Origin of the sequence: Streptomyces sp. 150FB (assembly GCF_000818195.1) — a bacterium.
In the GTDB taxonomy this organism is placed as follows: Bacteria; Actinomycetota; Actinomycetes; order Streptomycetales; family Streptomycetaceae; genus Streptomyces.
This window is the reverse complement of record NZ_JTHL01000001.1, coordinates 3,787,113-3,807,875: the sequence shown is the minus strand read 5'-3', so window position 1 is coordinate 3,807,875 and position 20,763 is coordinate 3,787,113. Positions and strand designations below refer to the sequence as shown.

Annotated in this window: 17 protein-coding genes and 1 pseudogene; 7 read left to right on the top strand and 11 right to left on the bottom strand. The window is 70.9% G+C overall.

The annotated features are described in order from the left end of the window. The 6 genes from QR77_RS16260 to QR77_RS16235 form a co-directional block, all read left to right on the top strand. Positions 1-1,465: acyltransferase domain-containing protein (locus tag QR77_RS16260; protein WP_236710682.1), on the top strand; the 1,465-nt coding region annotated here is incomplete at its 5' end. A 106-nt stretch (positions 1,466-1,571) separates the two neighbouring features. Next, the gene (ccrA, locus tag QR77_RS16255) at positions 1,572-2,816 is read left to right on the top strand and encodes a crotonyl-CoA carboxylase/reductase (protein WP_040022505.1); all 1,245 of its coding nucleotides are present in this window, start codon (positions 1,572-1,574) and stop codon (positions 2,814-2,816) included. 66 nt (positions 2,817-2,882) lie between these two features. After that, complete coding sequence (locus tag QR77_RS16250; RefSeq protein WP_052488808.1) at positions 2,883-4,664, top strand: fatty acyl-AMP ligase; 1,782 nt, start codon at positions 2,883-2,885, stop codon at positions 4,662-4,664. Between the two features lie 141 nt (positions 4,665-4,805). Beyond that, positions 4,806-5,687 (top strand): LysR family transcriptional regulator, encoded by an 882-nt coding sequence (locus tag QR77_RS16245; protein WP_040022504.1) that lies wholly within the window; start codon positions 4,806-4,808, stop codon positions 5,685-5,687. Between the two features lie 52 nt (positions 5,688-5,739). Beyond that, positions 5,740-7,047: a cytochrome ubiquinol oxidase subunit I gene (locus QR77_RS16240; RefSeq protein WP_052488807.1), complete on the top strand. Its 1,308-nt coding sequence runs from the start codon at positions 5,740-5,742 to the stop codon at positions 7,045-7,047. A 50-nt stretch (positions 7,048-7,097) separates the two neighbouring features. Further along, entirely contained in the window at positions 7,098-8,111 is a 1,014-nt protein-coding gene (locus QR77_RS16235; protein WP_040022502.1) for a cytochrome d ubiquinol oxidase subunit II, read from the top strand. A 121-nt stretch (positions 8,112-8,232) separates the two neighbouring features. Here QR77_RS16235 and QR77_RS16230 read toward each other — a convergent pair whose 3' ends face one another. Further along, positions 8,233-8,850: a maleylpyruvate isomerase family mycothiol-dependent enzyme gene (locus QR77_RS16230; protein ID WP_040022500.1), complete on the bottom strand. Its 618-nt coding sequence runs from the start codon at positions 8,848-8,850 to the stop codon at positions 8,233-8,235. A 29-nt stretch (positions 8,851-8,879) separates the two neighbouring features. Beyond that, positions 8,880-10,268 (bottom strand): FAD-binding oxidoreductase, encoded by a 1,389-nt coding sequence (locus tag QR77_RS16225; protein ID WP_078876732.1) that lies wholly within the window; start codon positions 10,266-10,268, stop codon positions 8,880-8,882. Positions 10,269-10,339: 71 nt separating this feature from the next. Between QR77_RS16225 and QR77_RS16220 the strand changes: the two genes are divergently transcribed. Then, positions 10,340-11,290 carry a LysR family transcriptional regulator gene (locus QR77_RS16220; RefSeq protein ID WP_040022499.1) on the top strand — a complete coding sequence of 317 codons (951 nt, stop codon included), beginning with the start codon at positions 10,340-10,342 and terminating at the stop codon, positions 11,288-11,290. 71 nt (positions 11,291-11,361) lie between these two features. Here the strand turns inward: QR77_RS16220 and QR77_RS16215 are convergent, their stop codons facing one another. From QR77_RS16215 to QR77_RS45915, 9 genes and pseudogenes are all read right to left on the bottom strand, one after another. Next, positions 11,362-12,651 (bottom strand): cytochrome P450, encoded by a 1,290-nt coding sequence (locus tag QR77_RS16215; RefSeq protein WP_040022497.1) that lies wholly within the window; start codon positions 12,649-12,651, stop codon positions 11,362-11,364. A gap of 220 nt (positions 12,652-12,871) precedes the next feature. Further along, complete coding sequence (locus QR77_RS16210; RefSeq protein WP_040022495.1) at positions 12,872-13,876, bottom strand: extracellular solute-binding protein; 1,005 nt, start codon at positions 13,874-13,876, stop codon at positions 12,872-12,874. Positions 13,877-13,878: 2 nt separating this feature from the next. After that, a complete protein-coding gene (locus QR77_RS46675; protein WP_052488806.1) occupies positions 13,879-14,409 on the bottom strand; it encodes an aconitate hydratase in 531 nt (176 codons plus the stop codon). After that, positions 14,406-15,683: an aconitase/3-isopropylmalate dehydratase large subunit family protein gene (locus QR77_RS16200; protein ID WP_040022493.1), complete on the bottom strand. Its 1,278-nt coding sequence runs from the start codon at positions 15,681-15,683 to the stop codon at positions 14,406-14,408. Before QR77_RS16200 ends, QR77_RS46675 begins: the two co-directional genes overlap by 4 nt. Next, complete coding sequence (locus tag QR77_RS16195) at positions 15,680-16,960, bottom strand: hypothetical protein (protein ID WP_052488805.1); 1,281 nt, start codon at positions 16,958-16,960, stop codon at positions 15,680-15,682. The genes QR77_RS16200 and QR77_RS16195 overlap by 4 nt, the downstream gene beginning before the upstream one ends. An 11-nt stretch (positions 16,961-16,971) precedes the next feature. Beyond that, complete coding sequence (locus QR77_RS16190; RefSeq protein ID WP_052488804.1) at positions 16,972-18,429, bottom strand: acyl-CoA reductase; 1,458 nt, start codon at positions 18,427-18,429, stop codon at positions 16,972-16,974. Beyond that, the gene (locus tag QR77_RS16185) at positions 18,422-19,579 is read right to left on the bottom strand and encodes a hypothetical protein (RefSeq protein ID WP_040022492.1); all 1,158 of its coding nucleotides are present in this window, start codon (positions 19,577-19,579) and stop codon (positions 18,422-18,424) included. Before QR77_RS16185 ends, QR77_RS16190 begins: the two co-directional genes overlap by 8 nt. Before the next feature lie 207 nt (positions 19,580-19,786). Next, positions 19,787-20,074 (bottom strand): hypothetical protein, encoded by a 288-nt coding sequence (locus QR77_RS42200; RefSeq protein WP_150130387.1) that lies wholly within the window; start codon positions 20,072-20,074, stop codon positions 19,787-19,789. Further along, a pseudogene (locus QR77_RS45915) lies at positions 19,995-20,763 on the bottom strand (hypothetical protein); the annotation flags it as partial. The pseudogene QR77_RS45915 and the gene QR77_RS42200, both read right to left, overlap by 80 nt.

Sequence of the window (20,763 nt, the reverse complement as noted above, 5' to 3'; positions counted from 1 at the left end):
TGCCGCCGCCGCATGGCCGGGCGCGACCGGCCGCCGGCGCGCCGCACTGAGCGTCTCCGCGCCCTTCGGTACGCACGCTCACGCCGTGGTCGAGCAGGCACCGCAGGACCGCGGCGGGACCGCCGACGAGGGCTGGCACCTGCTGCCACTGTCGGCCAAGTTTCCTGACGCGGTGCGGGAGATGACCTCGCGGCTGAGCCAACACCTCGCGGCCGCCGCCCCCGCCGCCCCCGTCCTGGGCGACGTTGCGTGGACGCTCCAGACCGGGCGCAGGGCGTATCCGCACCGGCGGTTCGTCCTGGCGCGCGGCACCGACGAGGCCGTCGCCGAGCTCGACGGGCTGAAAGACCCCAAGCGGTCGTCCTCCAAGCCCCGCAGCGAGCCGCCGCCCGTGGTCTTCACCTTCCCCGGGCACGGCGGCCAGCACGCCGGCATGGCACGGGACCTGTATCTGACGGACCCGCTGTTCCGGGCGGACATCGACGGCTGCTCCGAGCAGGTGCTGGAGCAGCAGGGCCTGGACCCGCGCGACGTCATCAACCCGGTGGGCGAGGAGGTCCGGGCCGAGATCCAGCGCGCACTGGCCTTCGGCGCGATAGCCCAGACCGCCGTGTTTGTCGTGGAGTACGCCCTGGCACGGGCCTTCGGACGGTGGGGTGTGCGTCCCGCCGCGGTCCTCGGGCACAGTCTCGGTGCGTACGCCGCCGCCTGCACGGCCGGTGTGTTCTCGTTCTCCGACGGGGTCGCGCTGGTGGTGGAGCGTACGCGGCTGCTCACCGGGCTTCCGCCGGGCGCCATGGCCGCCGTACGCCTCTCCGAGGCCGAACTGCTCCCGCTGCTGCCCCCGGGCGTGGACATCGGGGCCATCTCAGGACCCGACCAGGTGTCCATCTCCGGGCCGAAGGACCTGGTGGAGAAGTTCGTCGAGGAGGCCCCGGGGAAGGGCCTGGAGGCGCGGCTGCTGAAGATCCCGGGCGCCGGGCACTCGTCGATCGTCGAGCCGGTCCTCGACGAGTTCGAGGCGTACGTCGGGACCGTCGGCCTCCATGAGCCGGTCATCCCGGTCATCTCCGACACCACCGGCACCTGGGCCCGGCCCGAGGACGTCGCCACACCGGCCTACTGGCGGGACCACATGCGCGAAACGGTGCGCTACGACGGTGTGCTCGACACACTCGCGGCCATCCCCCACAGCGCGCTGGTCGAGGTGGGGCCGGGATCGACCCTCTCGGCACTGGCCCGCCGCCACCCGCGGTTGCGGGGCGAGCACGAGATCCTCCAGGCGCTGCCGCATCCGACGGATCCCACATCCGACGTGAAGATCCTGCTGGGCGCCCTCGGCGCGCTGTGGGCGGCGGGGGCCGGCATCGACTGGCCGGCGCTCCATCCCCAGCGGGAGCCGAGGCGCACCGGGCTGCCCGGCTACCCCTTCAGGCGCACCGAACACCGCCTCCCCACGGGCTGAAGACGTCCAGGTGCCTCACGTCCTTCCAGGCGCCTCCACGTGCGGTCGGAGCGCGAGACCGCCGCCACATCCGAAGCAGCACATCCGAAACAGAAGGGTGACCACCATGGGGAAGCAGTTGTACGAGATCGGCGAGGCGCCGCCGCTCGGCCACGTACCCGAGCGGATGTACGCGTCCGTGATCCGCCCCGACCGCTACGGCGAGCCCGCGAAGGCCTTCGCCACCGAGATCATCGATGTGCCCGAACCCGGTCCCGGCCAGGTGCTGGTCTGGGTGATGGCCGCGGGCATCAACTACAACAACGTCTGGGCCGCGCTCGGTTACCCGCTCGACGTCGTGGCCGCCCGCCGCAAGCGCGGCGAGCCCGAGAATTTCCACATCGGCGGTTCCGAAGGCGCGGGTGTCGTCTACGCCGTGGGCGACGACGTGGCGGGCGTCCGCGTCGGGGATCACGTCATGCTCTCCGGAGGGCAGTGGGACGAGCGCGGCGAGGACATCCGGATGGGCGCCGACCCGACGTTCTCATCGAGCCTGCGGGCCTGGGGGTACGAGTCCAACTACGGTTCCTTCGCCCAGTTCGCCCTGGTGCAGGACTTCCAGTGCCACCCGAAGCCCAAGAACCTGACCTGGGAGGCCGCGGCGGCCTTCATCCTGACCGGCGCCACCGCCTACCGTCAGCTCTTCGGCTGGGAGGGCAACACCGTCAAGCCCGGGGACCCGGTCCTCATCTGGGGCGGTGCGGGCGGCCTCGGATCCATCGCGATCCAGCTCGTACGCAATGCCGGCGGTATCCCGATCGCGGTGGTCTCCAGCGAGGAACGGGCGGAGTACTGTCGCGGGCTCGGCGCCGCGGGCGTGATCGACCGGACGCGGTTCGACCACTGGGGCAGGATGCCCGACCTCCAGGACCAGGCGGCCTACGGCGCCTGGATGACCGGCGTACGCGCCTTCGGCCGGAGCTTCTGGGAGGCGCTCGGCGAGCGGCGCGCGCCGAAGATCGTCTTCGAGCACAGCGGCCAGGACACCATCCCCACCTCGATGTACCTCTGCGAGAACGGCGGCATGGTCGTCATCTGCGGTGGCACCTCCGGCTACGCGGCCGACGTCGACCTGCGTTTCCTCTGGATGCGTCAGAAGCGCCTCCAGGGGTCCCACGGATTCAACCCCTCCCAGTGCCGCGCCGTGATCCAGCTCGTGTCGTCCGGGCTGATCGACCCCTGCCTCTCGGACCTGGTCGGCTTCGAACAGATCGGGGAGGCCCACCAGATGATGCACGAGAACCGCCAGCCGCCCGGCAACATGGCGGCGCTCGTCAACGCTCCCCGGGCCGGCCTCACCGAGTTGGCCTGACGCCGCGGGTCCGCCCCGCGCGGCCCGTCGAGGAAGCCCGTCGTCACCATCGAAGAACGGACGGCAATGAGTACTCCATCCAGAGCTGAACGACGCCCGTTACCTCTCCCCGACCTGCTCGCCCTGCGTGCGGGGGAGACGCCGGGCCAGGTCGCGTACACCTACCTCACCGACGGCGAGGAACCGGGCGAGGCGACCACGTACGGCGAGCTGCACGTGGCGGTACGTGCCAGGGCCGCCGCACTCGGGGCGCTCCGCGGCGAGGCGCGCGGCGCTGTGCTCGCGTACCCCACCGGCCTTGAGTTCATCCGGAGTTGGCTGGCGTGCGCCTCGGCCGGGATCGCGGCGGCGCCCCTCCAGGTCCCCACCCGGCGGCATGCCGTACGACGGCTGCGGGGGATCGCCGACGACATCGGCACCACCCTGGTGCTCACGACCCGGGCCGTCCGCGACCGGCTGCTCGCCGACTTCGGCGGGCTGCCCGAGCTGGAAGGGCTCGACCTGGTCGCGACCGACGAACTGCCTCCGGCCGCCGAGGGCGTTGTGCGGCACCAGGCGGCGCTGCCGGACGTGGCGCTGCCGGACGTGGCGCTGCTCCAGTACACCTCCGGGTCCACCGGCGCGCCCAGGGGCGTGATGGTCACCCACGCCAACTTCTGGGCCAACGCGGCGGAGACCGACGCACTGTGGCCCGTCAGGGACGACGGTGTCATCGTGTCCTGGCTGCCGTTCTTCCACGACATGGGGCTGATGCTCGGTGTGGTGCTCCCGCTGTGGGCGGCGCGCCCGGCCTACCTGATGGGTCCCGAGGCGTTCATCCGGCGCCCCGCCCGGTGGCTGGAGGCGCTGTCACGGTTCGGCGGCACCCATACGGCCGCGCCGAACTTCGCCTACGACCTGTGCCTTCAGGGGGCCGGGCCGCAGGGACCTGTCGACCTGTCGCGCTGGCGGGTGGGGATCAACGGCGCTGAGCCGGTACGGGCGGACACGGTGGCCGAGTTCACCGGGAAGTTCGCCCCGTACGGTCTGGGGCCCGACACGCTCGTGCCCGCCTACGGCCTCGCCGAGAACACCCTGAAGGTCAGCGGGACGCCGCCGGGGACCGGTGCGCGCGCACTGCGCCTGGACGCCGAGGAGTTGGGGCTGGGCAGGGTCGTCCCGGCGACCGGCGAGCCGGATGCCGCGGCGGGGGCGGCATCGGGTGTGCCGGTGATGAGCTGCGGCGTACCCGTGGGCGACACCAGCGTGCGCATCGTGGATCCGCGCACCCTGCGGGCGGCGGCCGACGACGAGGTCGGCGAGATCTGGGTCTCGGGACCGTGCGTGGCCGCCGGCTACGCGGGCCGCGAGGAGGAGAGCGAACGGACCTTCCGGGCGCGGATCCAGGGCGATCCGGACAGCGGATCGTTCCTGCGCACCGGTGACACGGGGTTCGTCAGGGACGGCGAGGTGTATGTCACCGGCCGGCTCAAGGACCTGCTCATCATCAAGGGCCGTAACCACTATCCGCAGGACATCGAGTACACGGCGGAGAGCAGCCATCCGCTGCTGCGCCCCGCGTCCGCCGCCGCTTTCCCGGTCGACACCGGGCGGAGCGAGGGCCTGGTGCTGGTGGTCGAGGCCGACAGCCGGGTGCTGCGGTACGCGGGCGAGGCCGAGGTGGTGGCCGCGGTGCGCGAGGCCGTACGCCGCGACCACCGGATCGACGCGCACGACGTGGTGCTGATACGCCGCGGCACCCTGCCGAAGACCACAAGCGGCAAGGTGCGGCGCACCGCCTGCCGTGAGAGTTATGAGACCGGCACGCTGCACCCTCTCGGCGCGGCCCCCGACCGGGTCGGGGTGTGACAGCTTGCCCGGACCGTGAACGGCGCCCGTTCCCCCGCTGCCGCGCGGGTGCGGGGCCGTTCCGGTCAGCTCCACCGCTCTTTATGTCAACTCGATGTCAAGAAACGCCGGTTGATGTCTTCTGCCGCTTACGCTCGTGGCATGGAAATGCGTCAGTTGGAGTACCTCGTCGCTGTTGCCGAAGAGGGTAGCTTCACAAAGGCCGCGGCCCGTGTCTATGTGACGCAGCCGTGCGTGAGCGCGCAAATCAGGCGACTCGAAAAAGAGTTGGGGCAGGACCTGCTCGACAGAGGCGGCCGGTCGGTGCAGTTGACCGATGTGGGCGCGGCGGCGCTTCCGCATGCCCGCGCCGTACTCACCGCGGTGAACAGTCTGCGGAATTCCGTCGACGACCTGACCGGTCTGGTACGCGGGCAGGTCGCTGTCGGTTCCGTTGCCTCCTCCATGTCCCTCAGCCTTCCCGAACTCATCGCGGACTTCAGCGAGAAGTACCCCTCCGTGGAGATATCCCTTTCCGAGGGCGGATCCGACCAGCTCATAGCCGACGCCCGGTCCGGCAGGATCGATGTCGCCGTCATCGGGGTGTCGGCCGAGCCGCCGGGCGGCCTCGACGTACAGATCATCGCCGACGAACCCCTGATCGGCGCCGTCAGCCACGACCATCCGCTGGCCAGGCGGAGCAGTGTCGGCGCCGAGGAGATCGCGTCCCATGCGCTGATGTGCCTGCCCGTCGGCAGTGGGCTGCGCGCCGCCTCCGACGCGGCGTGGGCCGCGGCCGGCATCAAGCCCCGCGTCGCGTACGAGGCGAGCGACCCGCGCGTACTGGCGCAGCTCGCCGCGCGCGGGCTCGGCGTGGCTATCCTCCCCGAACCCTTCGTCGGGGCCAACACCGAGCACCTCCACCCCCTCGACATCCAGGTCCCGCACCTGCGCGGACGCCTCGCGCTCGCCTGGCGGGCCAGCGGTCCCATCAGCCCGGCGGCCGTGGCACTGGTGGAGTACGCACGCACCGTGCTGGTGTGACGCACCGCTTCCAGAAGCGCTCAGCCGGCTCAGCTATGGGAGAGACCGATCCATGGACGAAGTGGACTTCGCACGCCTGCAGTTCGCCACGACAGCGACACTGCACTTCTTGTTCGTGGCCCTTACCCTGGGGCTTGTCACCGTCGTCGCCTGCATGCAGACACGTGCCGTGCGCACCCGGGACGAGGAGACGCGCGCGACGCGGATGCGGCGGGTCCGTTTCTGGGGCGGGCTCTACGTCATCAATTACGCGCTCGGCATCATCAGCGGAATCGTCCAGGAGTTTCAGTTCGGGCTGAACTGGTCGGGCCTTTCCCATGTCATGGGGAACGTGGTCGGCGCACCGCTGGCTCTGGAGAGCATCGTCGCCTTCTTTCTGGAGTCGACGTTTCTCGGACTGTGGGCATTCGGCTTCCACCGCATTCCCGACCGGCTGCACGCGGCCCTCATCTGGCTGGTGGCACTGACGGCCTGTGCGTCCGCCTTCTGGATCATGGTGGTCAACGGCTTTATGCAGCATCCGGTCGGCTACATGATGCGCGGCGGCACTGCCGAGGTCACCGACTGGCTCGCCATCTTCTCCAACGAGGCCACCTGGTACGGGGTGTTCCATATCGCGGGTGTGGTGGCGCTGCTCGCCGGAATGTTCCTCGCCGCCGTCAGCGCCCACCACATTCTCCGTGACAACGAGATCGCGTTCTTCCGCCCCACCCTGGTGCAGGGCTCCGTCACGGCTGGGATCGGCGCGCTGGTGACGGTCGTCGCAGGCCTCGTCCACATGGGCGCGCTGAGCGACTACCAGCCCGAGAAACTCGCCGTCATGGCCGGCGTGAGCGGGGCCGAGCTGGCGGACGTACGGGCCGACGCCGCCGCCGCGTTCGGCCCGGGCGACTGGCTGCCGCCCGCCTGGCTGGAGTGGACCTCCTCGGTCATGATCCTGCTCGGCGTGGTGCTGCTGGTCCTCGCCTGGATCCCGGCCACCGCGGTGCGCGGCACGGAAGTACCGCTGTCCCGGAAGCGGCTGCGGCTGCGGCTGGCCGTCGTACTGCTGCCCTTCGGCTTCCTCGCCCTGATCAGCGGCTGGCTCACCCGGGAGATCGGGCGGCAGCCGTGGATGGTCACCGGCGAACTCACCGTCCAGCAGGCCGTGTCCGGTGTCCCGCTCACGGGGATGGCCGTCTCGTTCATCGTCTTCACCGCCCTCCTGCTCCTCCTGGCCGCCGTCGACTGGTCGCTGATCAGCCACTACGCCCGGCGCGGGCCCGATGCGGGTCTCGTCGGTGACGCCGACCTGTTCCCCGCGCGGCGACGGTCGTCGGAGACGGAAGTGGCCGACACGGATGTACGCCCCTCCTACTGACCCACTGCCACTGACCCGGCCCACCTCAGGACAGTTGAGGAACCCCCGCCATGGACATCTTCTGGTACGCCCTGACCGGCCTGCTTCTCGTCGGCTACTTGACGCTGGAGAGCATGGACTTCGGCGTCGGCATGCTCTTCTTCTTCGGCCGCTCCGACGCGGAACGTGAGCGGCTGCGCCGCACCGTCGTACCGCTGTTCCTCGCGAACGAGGTGTGGCTGATCGCCTTCGCGGGCCTTCTCTTCGGCGCGCTGCCGCTCCTGGAGGAGGGGCTGGTCTCCGGGCTGCGGTCACCGGTCGTCGTGCTGGTGTGCCTCTGGTGCCTGCGCGACGCGGGCCTGTGGTTCAGGCCCGCGCTCCCAGGAACCGGCTGGCGAAGGGCCTGGGACGTGGTGATCCCCGTCAGCAGCCTACTGCTCGCGGCCGGCTGGGGAGCCGTACTGGCCGTGCTGGTACGGGGGTTGTCCAGCACGGGCGACGGCGTGGCCACCGCTACGGCCGGAGACCTGCTGCACCCGTACGCGTTGGCGTCGGCGGCCGTGTTCGTGGTGGCGAGCCTGCGGCAGGGCCTGTTCCTCACCGTACGGAACGCACCCGGCGGGGTTCCGCCCGTCGCCCGTACGGATCAGTTCGGGCGCCGGCTCACCTGGACGCTGCTCGGGCTGATCCTCGTCACCGCCGTCCTGGGCCTGGTCTTCGCCGGCTCACCGGTGGCCGTCGCGATCAACGCGCTGCTCCCCGCCGTCGCCGTCCTCGGCTCCGGCCGTGACCACGGCGCCGGCCGCAGTACCAGGGCGCTGGTACGGGGTACGGCTCCGCTGATCGCGCTCCCCGTCACGGTCGCCGTCGCGCACGGGACGACCGTGCTGGCCACCCGCTCCGGCGACGGCGGACTCGCGCTCGGCGACGTGATCGCCGACTCCTCGACGCTCGGCCTGCTGGCGGCGATCGTGCTGCCGGTGCTGGTCGCCGTGGGCTTCGCGCAGGTGTGGATGTGGCGTGTGTTCGGCCGGGCGGCCGACCGGGCCGACCTGTCCGACCGGGAGCCCCGGCCGGCGGTGTGAGGGGGGCGGTCGAGGGAGGGGCGCGCGGCAAAGCCGCGCTGCCCGTGCCGGGGGAGTGTGGCACGGACAGCGCGGAGTGGGGGTGGGATGTCGCCGTGCGTCGTGCGTCAGGTGTCCCGCTTCAGGCGGCGACGAAGCGGTTGGACCGCTCGCCGCTCAGCCGGCCCGCCGGCAGCTTGCGGCCGTAGAGCACCAGCAGCAGATCCTGCGCCGCACCGGTCACGGGTGTGCCGGCGCCGAAGCTCCAGTCGGTGTCGTCGGCGCGCAGTTCGATGCCGTCGACGTCGGCCCCGAAGCGCTTGAGCGTGCCGGGACCGACCTTGTCGAGCAGGACGCGTACCCGCTCCAGCGGCACCCGGCGGTCCAGGCCCAGCGGGACCGTGATGTCGAGACCGTGGATCACGTCGTGACCCAGTGCCCCCTCGAACCCGCCGACCGGCGGCTTCCAGGGGTGGTCGGCGTTGTCCCGCAGGAGCGCGGCCACCTGAGCCGTGGTGAAGGCCGCCGCGTCCCTGCGGGCGCACCGGTCGGTCATCCGGTGGAGATTGCCCTTGGCCTTGGCGACTTCGAGCGCCATCTTGGGGACCGAGTAGCGGAATCCCATCGACATGTGGGTCGCGACCTCGCGTACCCGCCATCCGGCGCACAGTGTGGGCGCGTCCCACGCGGCGGCCGGCAGTCCGTCGAGCACGGCGGCCAGCTCCCGGCGTTCGGCCGCGATCGCGCTGTGGATGTCCATGGCTGTTCTCCTGTCGTCGTCGCGGGTGGTCAGGCGTTCGCTCCTGGGCGGATGTTGCGGTTGAAGCGGAAGAGGTTCCGCGGGTCGTGGACCTGCTTGAGCGCGGCGAGCCTGTCGTACGTTCCCGGCTCGTAACCAGCCCTGGTCTGGGCCTCGTCGGCGTGCTCGCCGTCCCCGTACAGGAAGCCGAGGCTGTGGCCGAGCGTCCACGGCGCCAGGGACTCGCGTACGAGCGCGTGCCGCTCCCTGATCGCGTCGGGCCCGATGCCGCCGAGCCCGGGCGAGGACAGCACCCGTACGACGAACTCGGCCTTCCTGTGGTCCAGTACGGCGTCGGAAGGACCCGGCGTGCGCAGGGCGCCGCCGAGCTGGCGGATGTCCACGAGGCACGGGACCGGCGAGCCGGGGCCCGCCGTGCCGAGCAGCACGCGCAGCACCTGCGGGGTGAGTTCGCCGAGCAGCGCGTTCGTCGCGGTGTACGGGTGAGGGCTGTCGGGCTCGCTGTGGATGGTGTGGGTCTCGGTGTACGGCATGCTCCGCAGGTCGTCCTTGATCCGCGGGCCGACGTCACGCAGTGCGGCGACAAGGCGCTCGCCCTCCTCCTGCGGGCCGTTGTAGGCGATACGGAAGGAGGCGACGTAGTGGCCGCGCAGCGGGGCCGGGATCACCGGGATGTCCGGGTAGCCCATCAGGGTGACGGAGGTGGTCACCTCGTCGGGAGCATCGGCGCTCCAGCGCCGCCAGGTCTCCAGCGCGGTGTCCACCAGCGGTGTGTCGAAGACCAACTGGCCTCCGTAGACGGTCTCGACGGGGACGAGGTCCACGTCCAGAGCGGTCACCACGCCGAAGTTGCCGCCGCTGCCGAGCACTGCCCCGAACAGCTCGTCGCCCGGCTCCAGATGGCGGAGCGAGCCGTCGGCCGTGACGATCTCGATGGAGCGCACATGGTCCGCCGCGTACCCGAACTGCCGGGCCAGCAGGCCGATTCCACCGCCCAGGGTGTAACCGACGACACCGACGGAGGGCGCGGAACCGTTGAGCGGTGCCAGCCCGTGGGCCGCCGCCGCCTCGATGAGCGCGCCGCCCAGGACCCCGGCCTCCACACGGGCGGTCCTGGCCGGTGCGTCGATCCGGATCCCCGTCAGGCGCCGTGTGCTGATCAGCACGCCGCCGTCGGTCGCCACGGAGAGACCGTGGCCGGTCGCCTGCACGGCCACCGGCACGTCCCGCGCCGCCCCGTAGCCGACCGCGGTGCGGACGTCCTCGGCGTCGGCGGCGCCGACGACCAGAGCGGGCCGGTGGGTGTACGCGGCCTGAAAGCCGGAGACCTCCTCGTCGAAGCCGTCGTCACCGGGGTGGAAGACCGGACCGGTGAAAGTGGGCACGTCCTGGAGCCTTTGGTTCGTGTTGTTCCCCATGGCTTCAAAGCTGCCAGCAATTCAACGATAAGTCTAATATCTTGAATGTCTCGATGCTAGAATCAACAGTTATGGAGCATCGTCAGTTGCAGTACTTCGTAGCTGTGGTCGAGGAGGCCAACTTCACCCGTGCGGCAGCCCGGTTGCGCCTCGCGCAGCCGGGCGTGAGCGCGCAGATCCGGCGGCTCGAAAAGGAGTTGGGGCAGCCACTGCTGGACCGTTCGGGCCGGTCGGTGACCACGACGGAGGTGGGCGAGGCCGTACTGCCGTACGCACGCGCCGCCCTCGCCGCCGCCGAGGCCGTACGGCAGACGGTGGACGAGTTCACCGGGATGCTGCGCGGGCACGTCACGATCGGCCTTGTCTCCGGCGCCGCCACCAATGAACTCGACGTGGCGTCGGTCATCGCCGATTTCCACGACGACCACCGCGAGGTGGAGATCGCCCTCGGCGAGACCACCTCGGAGCAGATGCTCGCCGCTCTGCAGTGCGGCGAACTCGACATAGCCCTCATCGGGTTGACGGACGAGGACCCGCCGCCCGGGATCTGCTGGCAGGTCGTGATCGACGTCCCTCTGGTGGCCGTCGTCGCCCCCGGGGATCCGCTGCTCCGTCCCGCGGGCCGCAGGAGTATCCCGCTGGAGGCGCTCCGCGACCGTCCGCTGATCAGCCTGCCGCGCGGTACCGGACTGCGCGGCGTCCTCGACCGGGCGTTCGCCGAGGCGGGCATCGAGCCGCGCTTCGCCTTCGAGGCGGCCTCCCCGGCCCTGCTGGCCCAACTCGCCGTCCGTGGGCTCGGCGTGGCCGTCCTGCCGGCCCTTCCCCCGGGTACCGCCGAGTCACTCAGCCTGCGGACGCTGGACATCACCGACCCGCGGCCACGCGCCCGTATCGCGCTGGCCTGGCGCGCCGACGGCCCGTCGGGGCCGGCTGCCAGGGCGCTCCTGGACCGGCTGCGGAAGGCTCTGGTCACGCCGGAGACCGACAGCTACCGAGGGGGCGGCGACCCGCGCGCGGTCTGACCGCGCGGGCGGCCCTCCGCCGGGGGCCACTCGTACGGCGGCGGCGCGCTCACCGCGCGCTCCCAGGACGCTCACAGGTGCACGAGCAGCCCCGCCGGGACCATGACGTTGATGCTCGGTTCGTACGTGACGGCCTGGTCCGGTACGAGGCGCAGCCCCGGATGATGCCGCATCAGCACATCGAGCCCGGCGCGCGCGACGGTCCGCGCGAGATACGCGCCGAGGCAGTAGTGCAGCCCCTGCGAGAAGTGGAGGCCACCGGCGAGGTTCGGCCGGTGCGGGTCGAAGACCTCCGGGTCGGGGAAGCGGCTGTCGTCATGGTTGGCGGACGCCACCAGCACCCAGAGCACGGCCCCCCGGGGGACCGGGACGCCCGCCACCTCCACGTCGGTGGTCGCCTGGCGGAAGACGCCGAGCGCCATCCCCGAGTGGCGCAGCGACTCGTTGAAGGCGCTGTCGAAGAGGTCGGGGTCCGCGCGCAGGCCCTCCCAGTGCCGGGGGTCGCGCAGCAGCGCCCGGCACAGGTTGACGATGACGTACCCGGCCGGGCGGATGCCGGCGGCGATGATGTCGAAGCTGATCAGGCTGATCAACTCCGCTGTGCTGTAGTGGGCCTCGCCCTTGTCCATCAGGCCGAGCAGGTAGCTGATCAGGCCTTCCCTCGGGGCGATCCGCTGCTCCTCGATGACGCCGGCGAGGTACGTCTCCAGCTCGCGGACGTCCCGTGCGTATCCGAGCTGCCTGTCCAGCGGCGGCTTGCCGAAGAAGAAGGCGTTGACCGCCTCGTGGTAGCGCATGATCCGGTCGTGGTCCTCGAGGGGAAGCCCGGCGAGATCGATGACGACCCGGTTGGCGACGGGCCGTGCGAACGACTCCACGAGGTCGACCGGTGAACCGGCCGGTATGTTCGCGTGGACCTCGGCCACGATCTCGCCGATCCGGGGAGCGCGCCGGTTCATGGCCTTGGCCGAGAAGTACTTCGCGACCGGCCCGCGCAGGCGGTCGTGGGCGGGCTGCCCGTCGAAGCCGAGATTGGGCGCGGAGAAGGTGTGCGTACGCTCCAGGACGGCCCTGACCTCGTCCGGAAAGCTCGCCATGATGATGGGTCTGGTGGACGACGAGAAGCGCTCGGCGTCCTTGAGTATCTTCAGGGCGTCGTCGTACCGCGTGACGATCCACATGCGGAACTGTTCGCTGAAGAAGACCGGTGATTCGTTGCGCGCCGTCTCCAACTGGGCATACAAGTCGGCGTAGTCGGGTGAGGCGAACGGGTTGAAGTCCCGGCCTCCCGGTCCGAAGGGGCAGCCCCCGGTCGGGGGCGCGGGGTCGGCGTGCGGAGTGCTCTGGCCTGTTTCGGACATGCTGAAGTCTCTTTCCGGCGAACTGGCGAACTGGCGAACTGGCGAACTGGCGAACTGGAGAACTGGCGAACTGGCGAACTGGAGAACTGGAGAACTGGCGAAATGGCGAAATGGGGGAACTGGCGAACGGCGAGCTGGCGAGTCGGCGAGTTGGCGAGTCGGCGAGTTGGGCTGCCCCGTCGCGACGCTTTCCGGGGCCTGCCGTGCGGCGGGGTCCCCGTCAGCCGAAGATCTCGGCGAACCGGCTTTCCCACGCGGCCTGTTGCTCCACCTTGACGCGCTCGGGGACATGCAGAATCCCGCGGTGGTCGTCGGCGTGGGCGGGCAGATCGGGGCGGCGCAGCAGGGCGGGAATCCCGGCCGCCGGATGGACGGGCATGACTCCGAGCCGCCGGCACCAGTCCTGCTGGACGTCGGGCCGGAGCGCGAAAGCGATGTACCGCGCCGCGAGGTCCGCCACCTCCTCCGGTACGCCACGCGGGATCCACAGGGCGTCCACGGTGTCGGCCGTTCCCTCGTCCGGCACGCTCCAGCCGACGGGCAGGCCCTCCTGGAAGGCGAGGACGTTGGGCAGCGCCCGGAAACACAGGTCGAGCTGCCTGCCGCGCAGCCGCTCCTCCATGCCGATGCTGTATTCGAGTTCGGCGATCCGCGGCCGTAGCCGGCCCAGGAACCTCCAGCACGCCTCCATGTCGGCGGGGATGTCGGCCACCTTGCCTCCCCCCATGGCCTGCGCGATCGCGTGCAGACCGTTCCCGTGCGGGTAGAGGGCGATCCTGCCCCGGTACCGCTCGTCGAGCAGGACGTCCCAGGAGCGGGGCGGCCCGGCCGGGAAGGCCTCCTTGTGGTAGCCCAGCACGTAGTACACGACGTACGGGTGGACGACCGACCGGGCAGCCTCACCCTCGGGCCTGGCCCGCCCGCGCAGCTCCGTCAGGACCGGCATACGGACCGGATCCAGCGGGAGAGTCCGGCCGGCCTCGGCGGCGCGCAGCGCGGGTACCGAGTTCGACCAGACGACGTCGACGGGCGGACGTTCCCCGGCTTCGAGCGCCGACAGCAGGGCGGGCGGCAGCGGGAGACCGATGTGCGGCTCGTGCCGTACCCGTACTCCGGTGGCCTCCTCGAAGGGCCCGGAGACCGCCGCGCGCAGCGCCTCGCCCCAGCGGCCGCCCCAGGTGTGGACGCGCAGCGCGCCGGCACGCGGCCGTGGTTCGGTCCGCACCGTCACACCTCTCGGCCGGCTCGCGGGCCGGGCAGCAGGGGGAGCAGGCCCCCTGCCCGCCAGACGCGCTGGACGAACTGCCCCGGCGGGTCGAGTGCGATCGTGTCCCCGGTGTCCGATGTCATCCGGCCTTCGCCGGCGTCGATCTCGACCACCTGATGGCGGCGCAGCAGGTCCAGGTCCCCGGGGTCGGTCGGAGTGAGGCAGGGGATGCCGTTGTTCGTGCAGTTCCGGAAGAAGATCCTCGCGAAGTCCACGGCGACGATCGCCCCGATCCCGTTCAGCTTCAGCGACCGTATCGACGTCTCGCGGCTGGAGCCGCAGCCGAAGTTGCGGCCACCGACGAGGATGTCCCCGGGGAGCAGACCCGGCTGGATGTCGGGGTCGAGCCCGTGGAACAGCCCCCGTTTGACCTTCGCCTCGTCGAGGCTGAAGAACTGCGGCGGGTGGATGACGTCGGTGTTGAGGTTGTCGCCGAACAGCCATACCCGGCCGGTGATCGGCGGTATGGCCGGTGGCACGGTCGATGTCATGATCCGGGGCTCCCCTCGTCGTACAGCTCGGGACCGATGTGCCCGGCGAGTGCGGCACGCGCGACGGTGCGGGCGCTCGCCAGATAGGTGCGGCTCTCCCAATGGCCCATCCGGCCGCGGAAGTTGCGGTTGGAGGTGGAGACGCAGACGTCGTCCGCGCCCAGGACGCCCTTGTCGATGCCTCCGCAGGGGCCGCAGCTCGAATGGTTGAAGCTGGCCCCGGCGTCGGTGAGGGTGGCGACGTAACCCGCCCGCAGCGCCTCCTTGAACACCTCGACCGAGGCGGGAATGACGACGAACCTGACCTCCGGGTGGATGGTCCTGCCCTTGACCTCCTCGGCGGCGTCGCGGATGTCGGTGATACGGCCGCTGGAACAGGACCCGAGGAAGGCGACCGACACCGGCTTCCGCTCGATCTCCGTGACCGGCACCACATTTCCGGGCGACCACGGCTTGGCGATGAGAGGGGCCAGCGCGGACAGGTCGACGTCCACGGTCCGTTCGTAGTGCGCGTCCTCGTCCGGTACGACGAGTGAGGACGGCGGCTGCCCGTCGCGCTCGGCGCAGTACGCGGCCGTCACCCGGTCGGGTACGAACACACCGAATTTCGCGCCCAGTTCGACGGCCATGTTGGAGATCGCGAACCGGTCGTCCTGTTCCAGCGGGGGGTCGGCGAGGTCGTGGAACTCCAGCGAACGGTACTGCGCGCCGGCTTCGCCCAGCAGCCGCAGGAGTTCGAGGATGACGTCCCGGCCGTTGCAGTGCGGTGTGAGCGCCCCGTGGAATCTGACGCGTACGGTCTCGGGACGCCGCATCCACGTTCTGCCGGTGGCCAGTGTGTAGAGGATGTCGGTCGAGCCCATCCCGGTGGCGCAGGCGCCGACGCCGCCCCCCATGACCGTGTGGCTGTCCGCCCCGACGATCAGACTCCCCGGTGCGCACAGCGGGCTCTCGACGAGCAGTTGGTGGCAGATACCCCGGTCGAGCATGAGGTGCGTGACGTTCTTCTCCCGCGCGAAACGCAGGAACTTGTTGGAGATGTCCGCGCGTTCGATGGTGGCGGGCGGCGAGAAGTGGTCGTTGGTGAAGATCACCCGGTCGCGGTCCCAGATCTCCAGACCACGCCGCTCGAACTCGTCCACCAGCAGCGCGATGGTGGCGTCATGGCCGAGCAGCGCGTCGACGTACACCTCGCGGTGGAGCGCGTCCTCGCTGCCGTCGACGGTGTGCGCGTCGATGATCTTGTCGCTGATCGTGCGTCCGTGCCCGCTCATCGCGCCACCTGTCCGTCGGTCCGTTCCGCGACCTGTCCTCCGGAGGAGGGGCGGCGGTCGCGGTGGCGCTCGGTGAACCTCGCCTGGTCATGGCCGCCCAGCAGCGCCCGGTTGGCCGCTCCGGCGGCCGCGTGGGCCGTCCTGTGCCCGGCCTTGTCGCTCCGCTCGATCTCCTCCTTCACCTCGGCCAGCGCGGTGACCAGCAGGTCGTCGTCGCACGCGATGCCCGCCGAGGTGAGGATGTGGCGCACCAGCGAGGTGCCGCTGTGTTTCCCGAGGACGAACTCGGTGCTCCTGCCCACCCAGGCGGCGGGCAGGAACTCGTAACTCCGTGTGTCCTTGAGCATGCCGTCGACGTGCACACCCGACTCGTGCCGGAAGACGTTGAAGCCGGTCACGGGCTTGATCGGACTGGTGTGTATGCCGCTCGCCCGCTCGACGGCGGCTGACAGCGCGGGCAGCGCCAGTGGGTCGATGCCGTGCCGTACCCCGTAGAGATGGGTCATGGCCGCCACACACTCGGCCAGGTCCGCGTTCCCGGCGCGTTCGCCGATCCCGTTGACCGTGCAGGTGATGGCCTTCGCCCCGCCGCCGACCGCCGCCAGTGTGTTCGCGACGGCCAGCCCGAAGTCGTTGTGGTTGTGGGTGCAGAGGGTGATCTCGTGGTCCAGCGCGTCGTCGAGACGGCGGATCAGGCGCTGCATGCTCGCCGGGTGGGCGCATCCGACGGTGTCTGCCAGGATCAGCCGGCTGATCGGCACGTGCTCCCGCAATTCGGCTGCTGTGTCGATCAGTTGGCGTGGATCGGTGCGCGTCGCGTCCTCGAACACCAGGTTGATGCCCAGCCCGCCCGCGGCGGCGGCCTCCGCGCCCGACCGGAAGACGGCGGTGGCCTTGTCGCGGGTGGTGCCGAGTGTCTCCTTCAGCCGCAGATCGCTGGTCGGCATGAAGAGAAACACCTCGTCCGCCCGCGCCTTCACAGCGGCGGCGACATCGCCGGGGAGCGGGCGGGCGGTGGCTCCTATGGAAGCGTTCAGCTTGAGGTCCCGCATGGCCTGCAAGGCTTCCAGTTCGCCGGGGGACGAGGCGGGGAAGCCGGCGTCGAGGACGGTGACGCCCGCGTTCGACAAGGCGGTGGCCAGGTCGAGTTTCTCCTCCAGTGTGAACCAGACGCCCGGCGCCTGTTCGCCGTCGCGCAGTGTGCAGTCGATGACCTCCACGGATGCGGGGAGGTGCGGGTGAAGGTCTCTGGCAGTGGTGGTCGCTGTCTCGGTCATGGTCGGCTCCCTCATCCTTGGCCACGGAACGCTGTTGTGGACGGCCGCGCTTCCCGGTGCATCTCGATGTCGCACCAGCGCAGCAGTTGTGCCAGGCACGGCATGCCGTCATGCCGCCAGATCACACTGGGACTCGCCATCCGGCCCGGCTCGCTGATACGGCAGGCGCCGAGGCGTGCGAGTTCGGCGGCCAGCGACCGGAACTCGTCGCCGACCGCGCCCAGCCCGATGTTCTGTACATGGGTCCCGAGCGGGCGCAGTTCGGTCACGACACCACGCGCGTCGTCCACCGGTATCACGCTGATCACGCGGTTGCCCGTGCCGTGCACCGGGACCGGGCCGTGGGCGAGCGTGACCGTCCAGTCCAGGCCCGGCGAGCGCCAGAAGCCGTACCGCCCGGGGTCGCCGGCCGCAGTCCACGCGGCGGCGGCACGGCGCATCTGGAGGGCCGCCGCGTCCGCGGGCGGTACGGAGCCCAGCGGGCACCCGGCGGCGTACTCGGCCATGGCGTGTGCGAGCGCCTCGGCGAAGTCGCGTGCGCCCACCTCGCCGCGCTCCACCAGGTAGGCCTGTGGGGCGATGCACGCGTGCTGGTTGAACGTCGACACGTCCTCGGCGGCGCGCCGGGCCACCTCGGGCAGCCCGACGGCCCCCAGATAGCCCTGGGTCACCACGCCGACCGAGACCTTGTGGCCGTGCTCGACGTACCGCTGGTGCGGGCCCGTACAGGCGCGTACGGCGGCGCAGGCCGTGTCGCTCCCGTAGGCGATCACGGCGTCCGCACAGTCCACGGCGGCGCGCAGCGCGTGCTCGTCGGTGCTTCTCCAGTAGGTGACGACAACGGCGTCGGCGAGCAGCGGACGCACCTCGGCGAGGGTGCGGAGGAAGTGCGCGGTGAACGACGGCTCGCCGCTTGCGACCTTGATCAGCACCGCCGACTTGACGAGCAGCGCGCGTACGACGGACAGCGCGGGCAGCCCCGGCACGTTTCCGCTGCACACCACCGTGGTCACCCGGGGCCCGACGGCGACCGTACTGCCGTCCAGTTCGGTGTCCGGCCGGAAGCCGTCCAGGACCCGGGGGTCGCCGAGTTCGCGGCGCAGGACCCTGTTCAGCGTCTGGGCACGGTAGTTGCCGAGTTCGACGTCGAGACTGCGGTCGACGGCCTCGGGTGAGAATCCGGTGGCGGCCACGATGTCCCGCCGCGCCGCGACGCGGTGCACGTGATCGCGGTCGGCCCAGCGGACGCACGTCTCGTCCAGGGCGGCGACGATGTCGGCGACCGGCAGCGCCCGCAGTGCTTCGTGCGCCGTACGCAGCCCCTCGGCCAGTGGGTGCCACTCCCCGTCGCGGGGCCGCAGGCCGTAGTGGTGGACGGCCGCGTTGTCGTCGCTGTCGACAGTCGCGCGAACCAGTTCTTCGGCGTCGAGCCAGGTCGGAAGCCAGGAGACGCAGCGGAGTTCAGGCATCGTTCCCCCGGTCGGTGGTGATCGCGTCGAGGGCCAGTGAGCAGCCGCGCGGTCGGCCCTGCGCCACCCGGCCGACGATCGCCGTGCCGTCGGGTCCGGCGATCCCCCAGTCGCCGGTGAGGACCGCGCAGGGGCGATCGATGACGCACAGGTCGATCACTTCCAGCAGCCCGGTGCCGCGTGCGAGGGGCGTCAGGTCGACGGGGGAGCGGACCAGGGTGCGTACGAACGGCTCGGAGGCCTTGGGCCGTTCGCCCGCGGGTCCGGCTGCGACGTCGGCCCCCTCGCTGTCGCCGTCGTAGAGCTGGCTGGCCAGCTCCGTCATGCCGAACAGGTTGCGGTGGCCGCCCGGACCGATCCCGAAGATCTCGGCCGCCGCCGCCCGTATCTCGTCCACGGTGACCCGCCGGGCCAGCTTGTGGCCGCCGGCGTCCACCAGGCGCGATCCCGGCGGCAGTTCCCAGGACTGTCCCAGCTCCCGCAGGGTCCGGCAGAGGTTGGTGAAGACCGAGGTGGCCCCGATGATCACCACGGGCCGACGCTCGGCGACCGCACCGTCCAGAAGGCGCTTGAGCGCCTCGTGGTCCACACCGCGCGCGCCCAGCACACAGCCGCTGAGGCGCGGGTCGCCGAACCGGCGGGCGATCAGCTCCATCCCGTACGCCATGACCATGCCGGGGGCCGCCGCCTCCGGGGGGACCAGCCTGATCACGGCCGGTTTGTCGAGTCCCCGCATGATGTGGTGGCGCGCGTTGCCCACGATGGACAGGTCCATCAGCTCCATGCCACGCGCGCTGTACGCGACTTCGCCCGACCGGGTGCCGGTGGTCATGCTGGTCCGGAAGGTGCGAACGCGCTCCTGCTCCGGAAAAAGGTAGGGCGGATTCGTCTTGTAGGCGCTGTCGGGAATACCCAGGCCGTCCTCGTGGGAAATCCAGTAGGCGGCCGTCTCCTCGGAATTGGTCCGGGCGAGAATGCGAAGACGGGATTCCACTTCTTTCGCGTCCGGGGCGTCCGGGGCGTCCGGGGCGTTCGGGGTGTCGTGGGTGTGCGGGGGGTCTCCGGTGATGAGCCGGCCGATGTCCTCGTACAGCTCGGACACGAATGGGTCACCGTAGCCGATTCGGGCTGGTCCGCTGCGTGTTGTCATGGCGGCTGCGCGCACTCCTTCGTCCGGTCGTCGAGACGGCTGATGCGTTTTCCGTACGACTGGTCACTGACCCGAAAGGAGCGCGTTCGGATGCGGCGGGATGCGGTGGGACGCGGTGGGATTCTCCAGACTGACCAGGTGCCCATGGCAGCATGGGAAAAGGAAAGCTGTCCAATAGCAATGCCTTCTTTCTGCGGTTGGCGATCGTTATGAGGGAACACTCGCAGAGCCCTCCGGGGACCGCTCAGGTGTCTCCGCCACCTCGTCCGGCACCGTGGCTTCCCGGCGTGGCCGGGCCAGTGCGGCGGCGACGGCCAGCGCGCCGACCGCGCACACGGCGGCCGTTCCGTACAGCGCGAGGTGCGGGGCGTGGGTGAACGCGGCGGCCTGCGCGGTGGTGTCGTCGCCGGACAGGTCACCCGCGGCGATCCGCGCGGCCAGTTCGGGGGAGTCGACGCGGGTGCCGATCAGGCTGACCAGGGCCGCGCCGAACACGGCGATGACGATGGCCTCGCTGCCTATGCGCATCGTGTTGAGGAACCCGGTGGCCATCCCGGCGCGTTCGGGCGCGACGAGGCTCGGCGGTGGGGGTGGAGGGGCCGATCACGGTGAGCCACGCGTTCCCGCCGGCGAACATCGCCAGCGACATCGTGATCAACAGGCGCGCCGACACACCCCGGTTGACGAGTCCCCCGGCCGGCGGCGGGGCCAGCAGAACCGGTGCGGTCATCAACAGCAGTACTGTGCCCGCGCGTTGGGCGGAGAAGCCGCCCGCGCCCACCGGATAGGTGGGCAGGTAGGTCAGCAGTGTCACAAAGCCGAAAGTCGTCACCACCGGCACCATGGACAGCGCCAGGAACCGGCGGTTCCGTACCAGCGACAGGTCCAGCAGCGGGGCGGCGGAGCGCGACTGGGTGACGGTGAAAACCGCCAACAGCCCAGCGCCGACGGCCAGTAGCGCCAGCACACCGGCGCTCGCCCAGCCCCACTCCGGGCCCTGCACCGTACCCAGGACCAGCGCGCCCAGCCCGGCGACGCACACCACCGCGCCGGCCACATCCAGCTTGGGGCGCTGCTGAGCGCGGGACTCGGCGACGAATCCGACGCCGGCCAGCGCCAGAACCAGCAGGACGGCAGGCAGCGCGAAGGTGGCGCGCCAGCCCACCCCGCCGACCAGCCAGCCC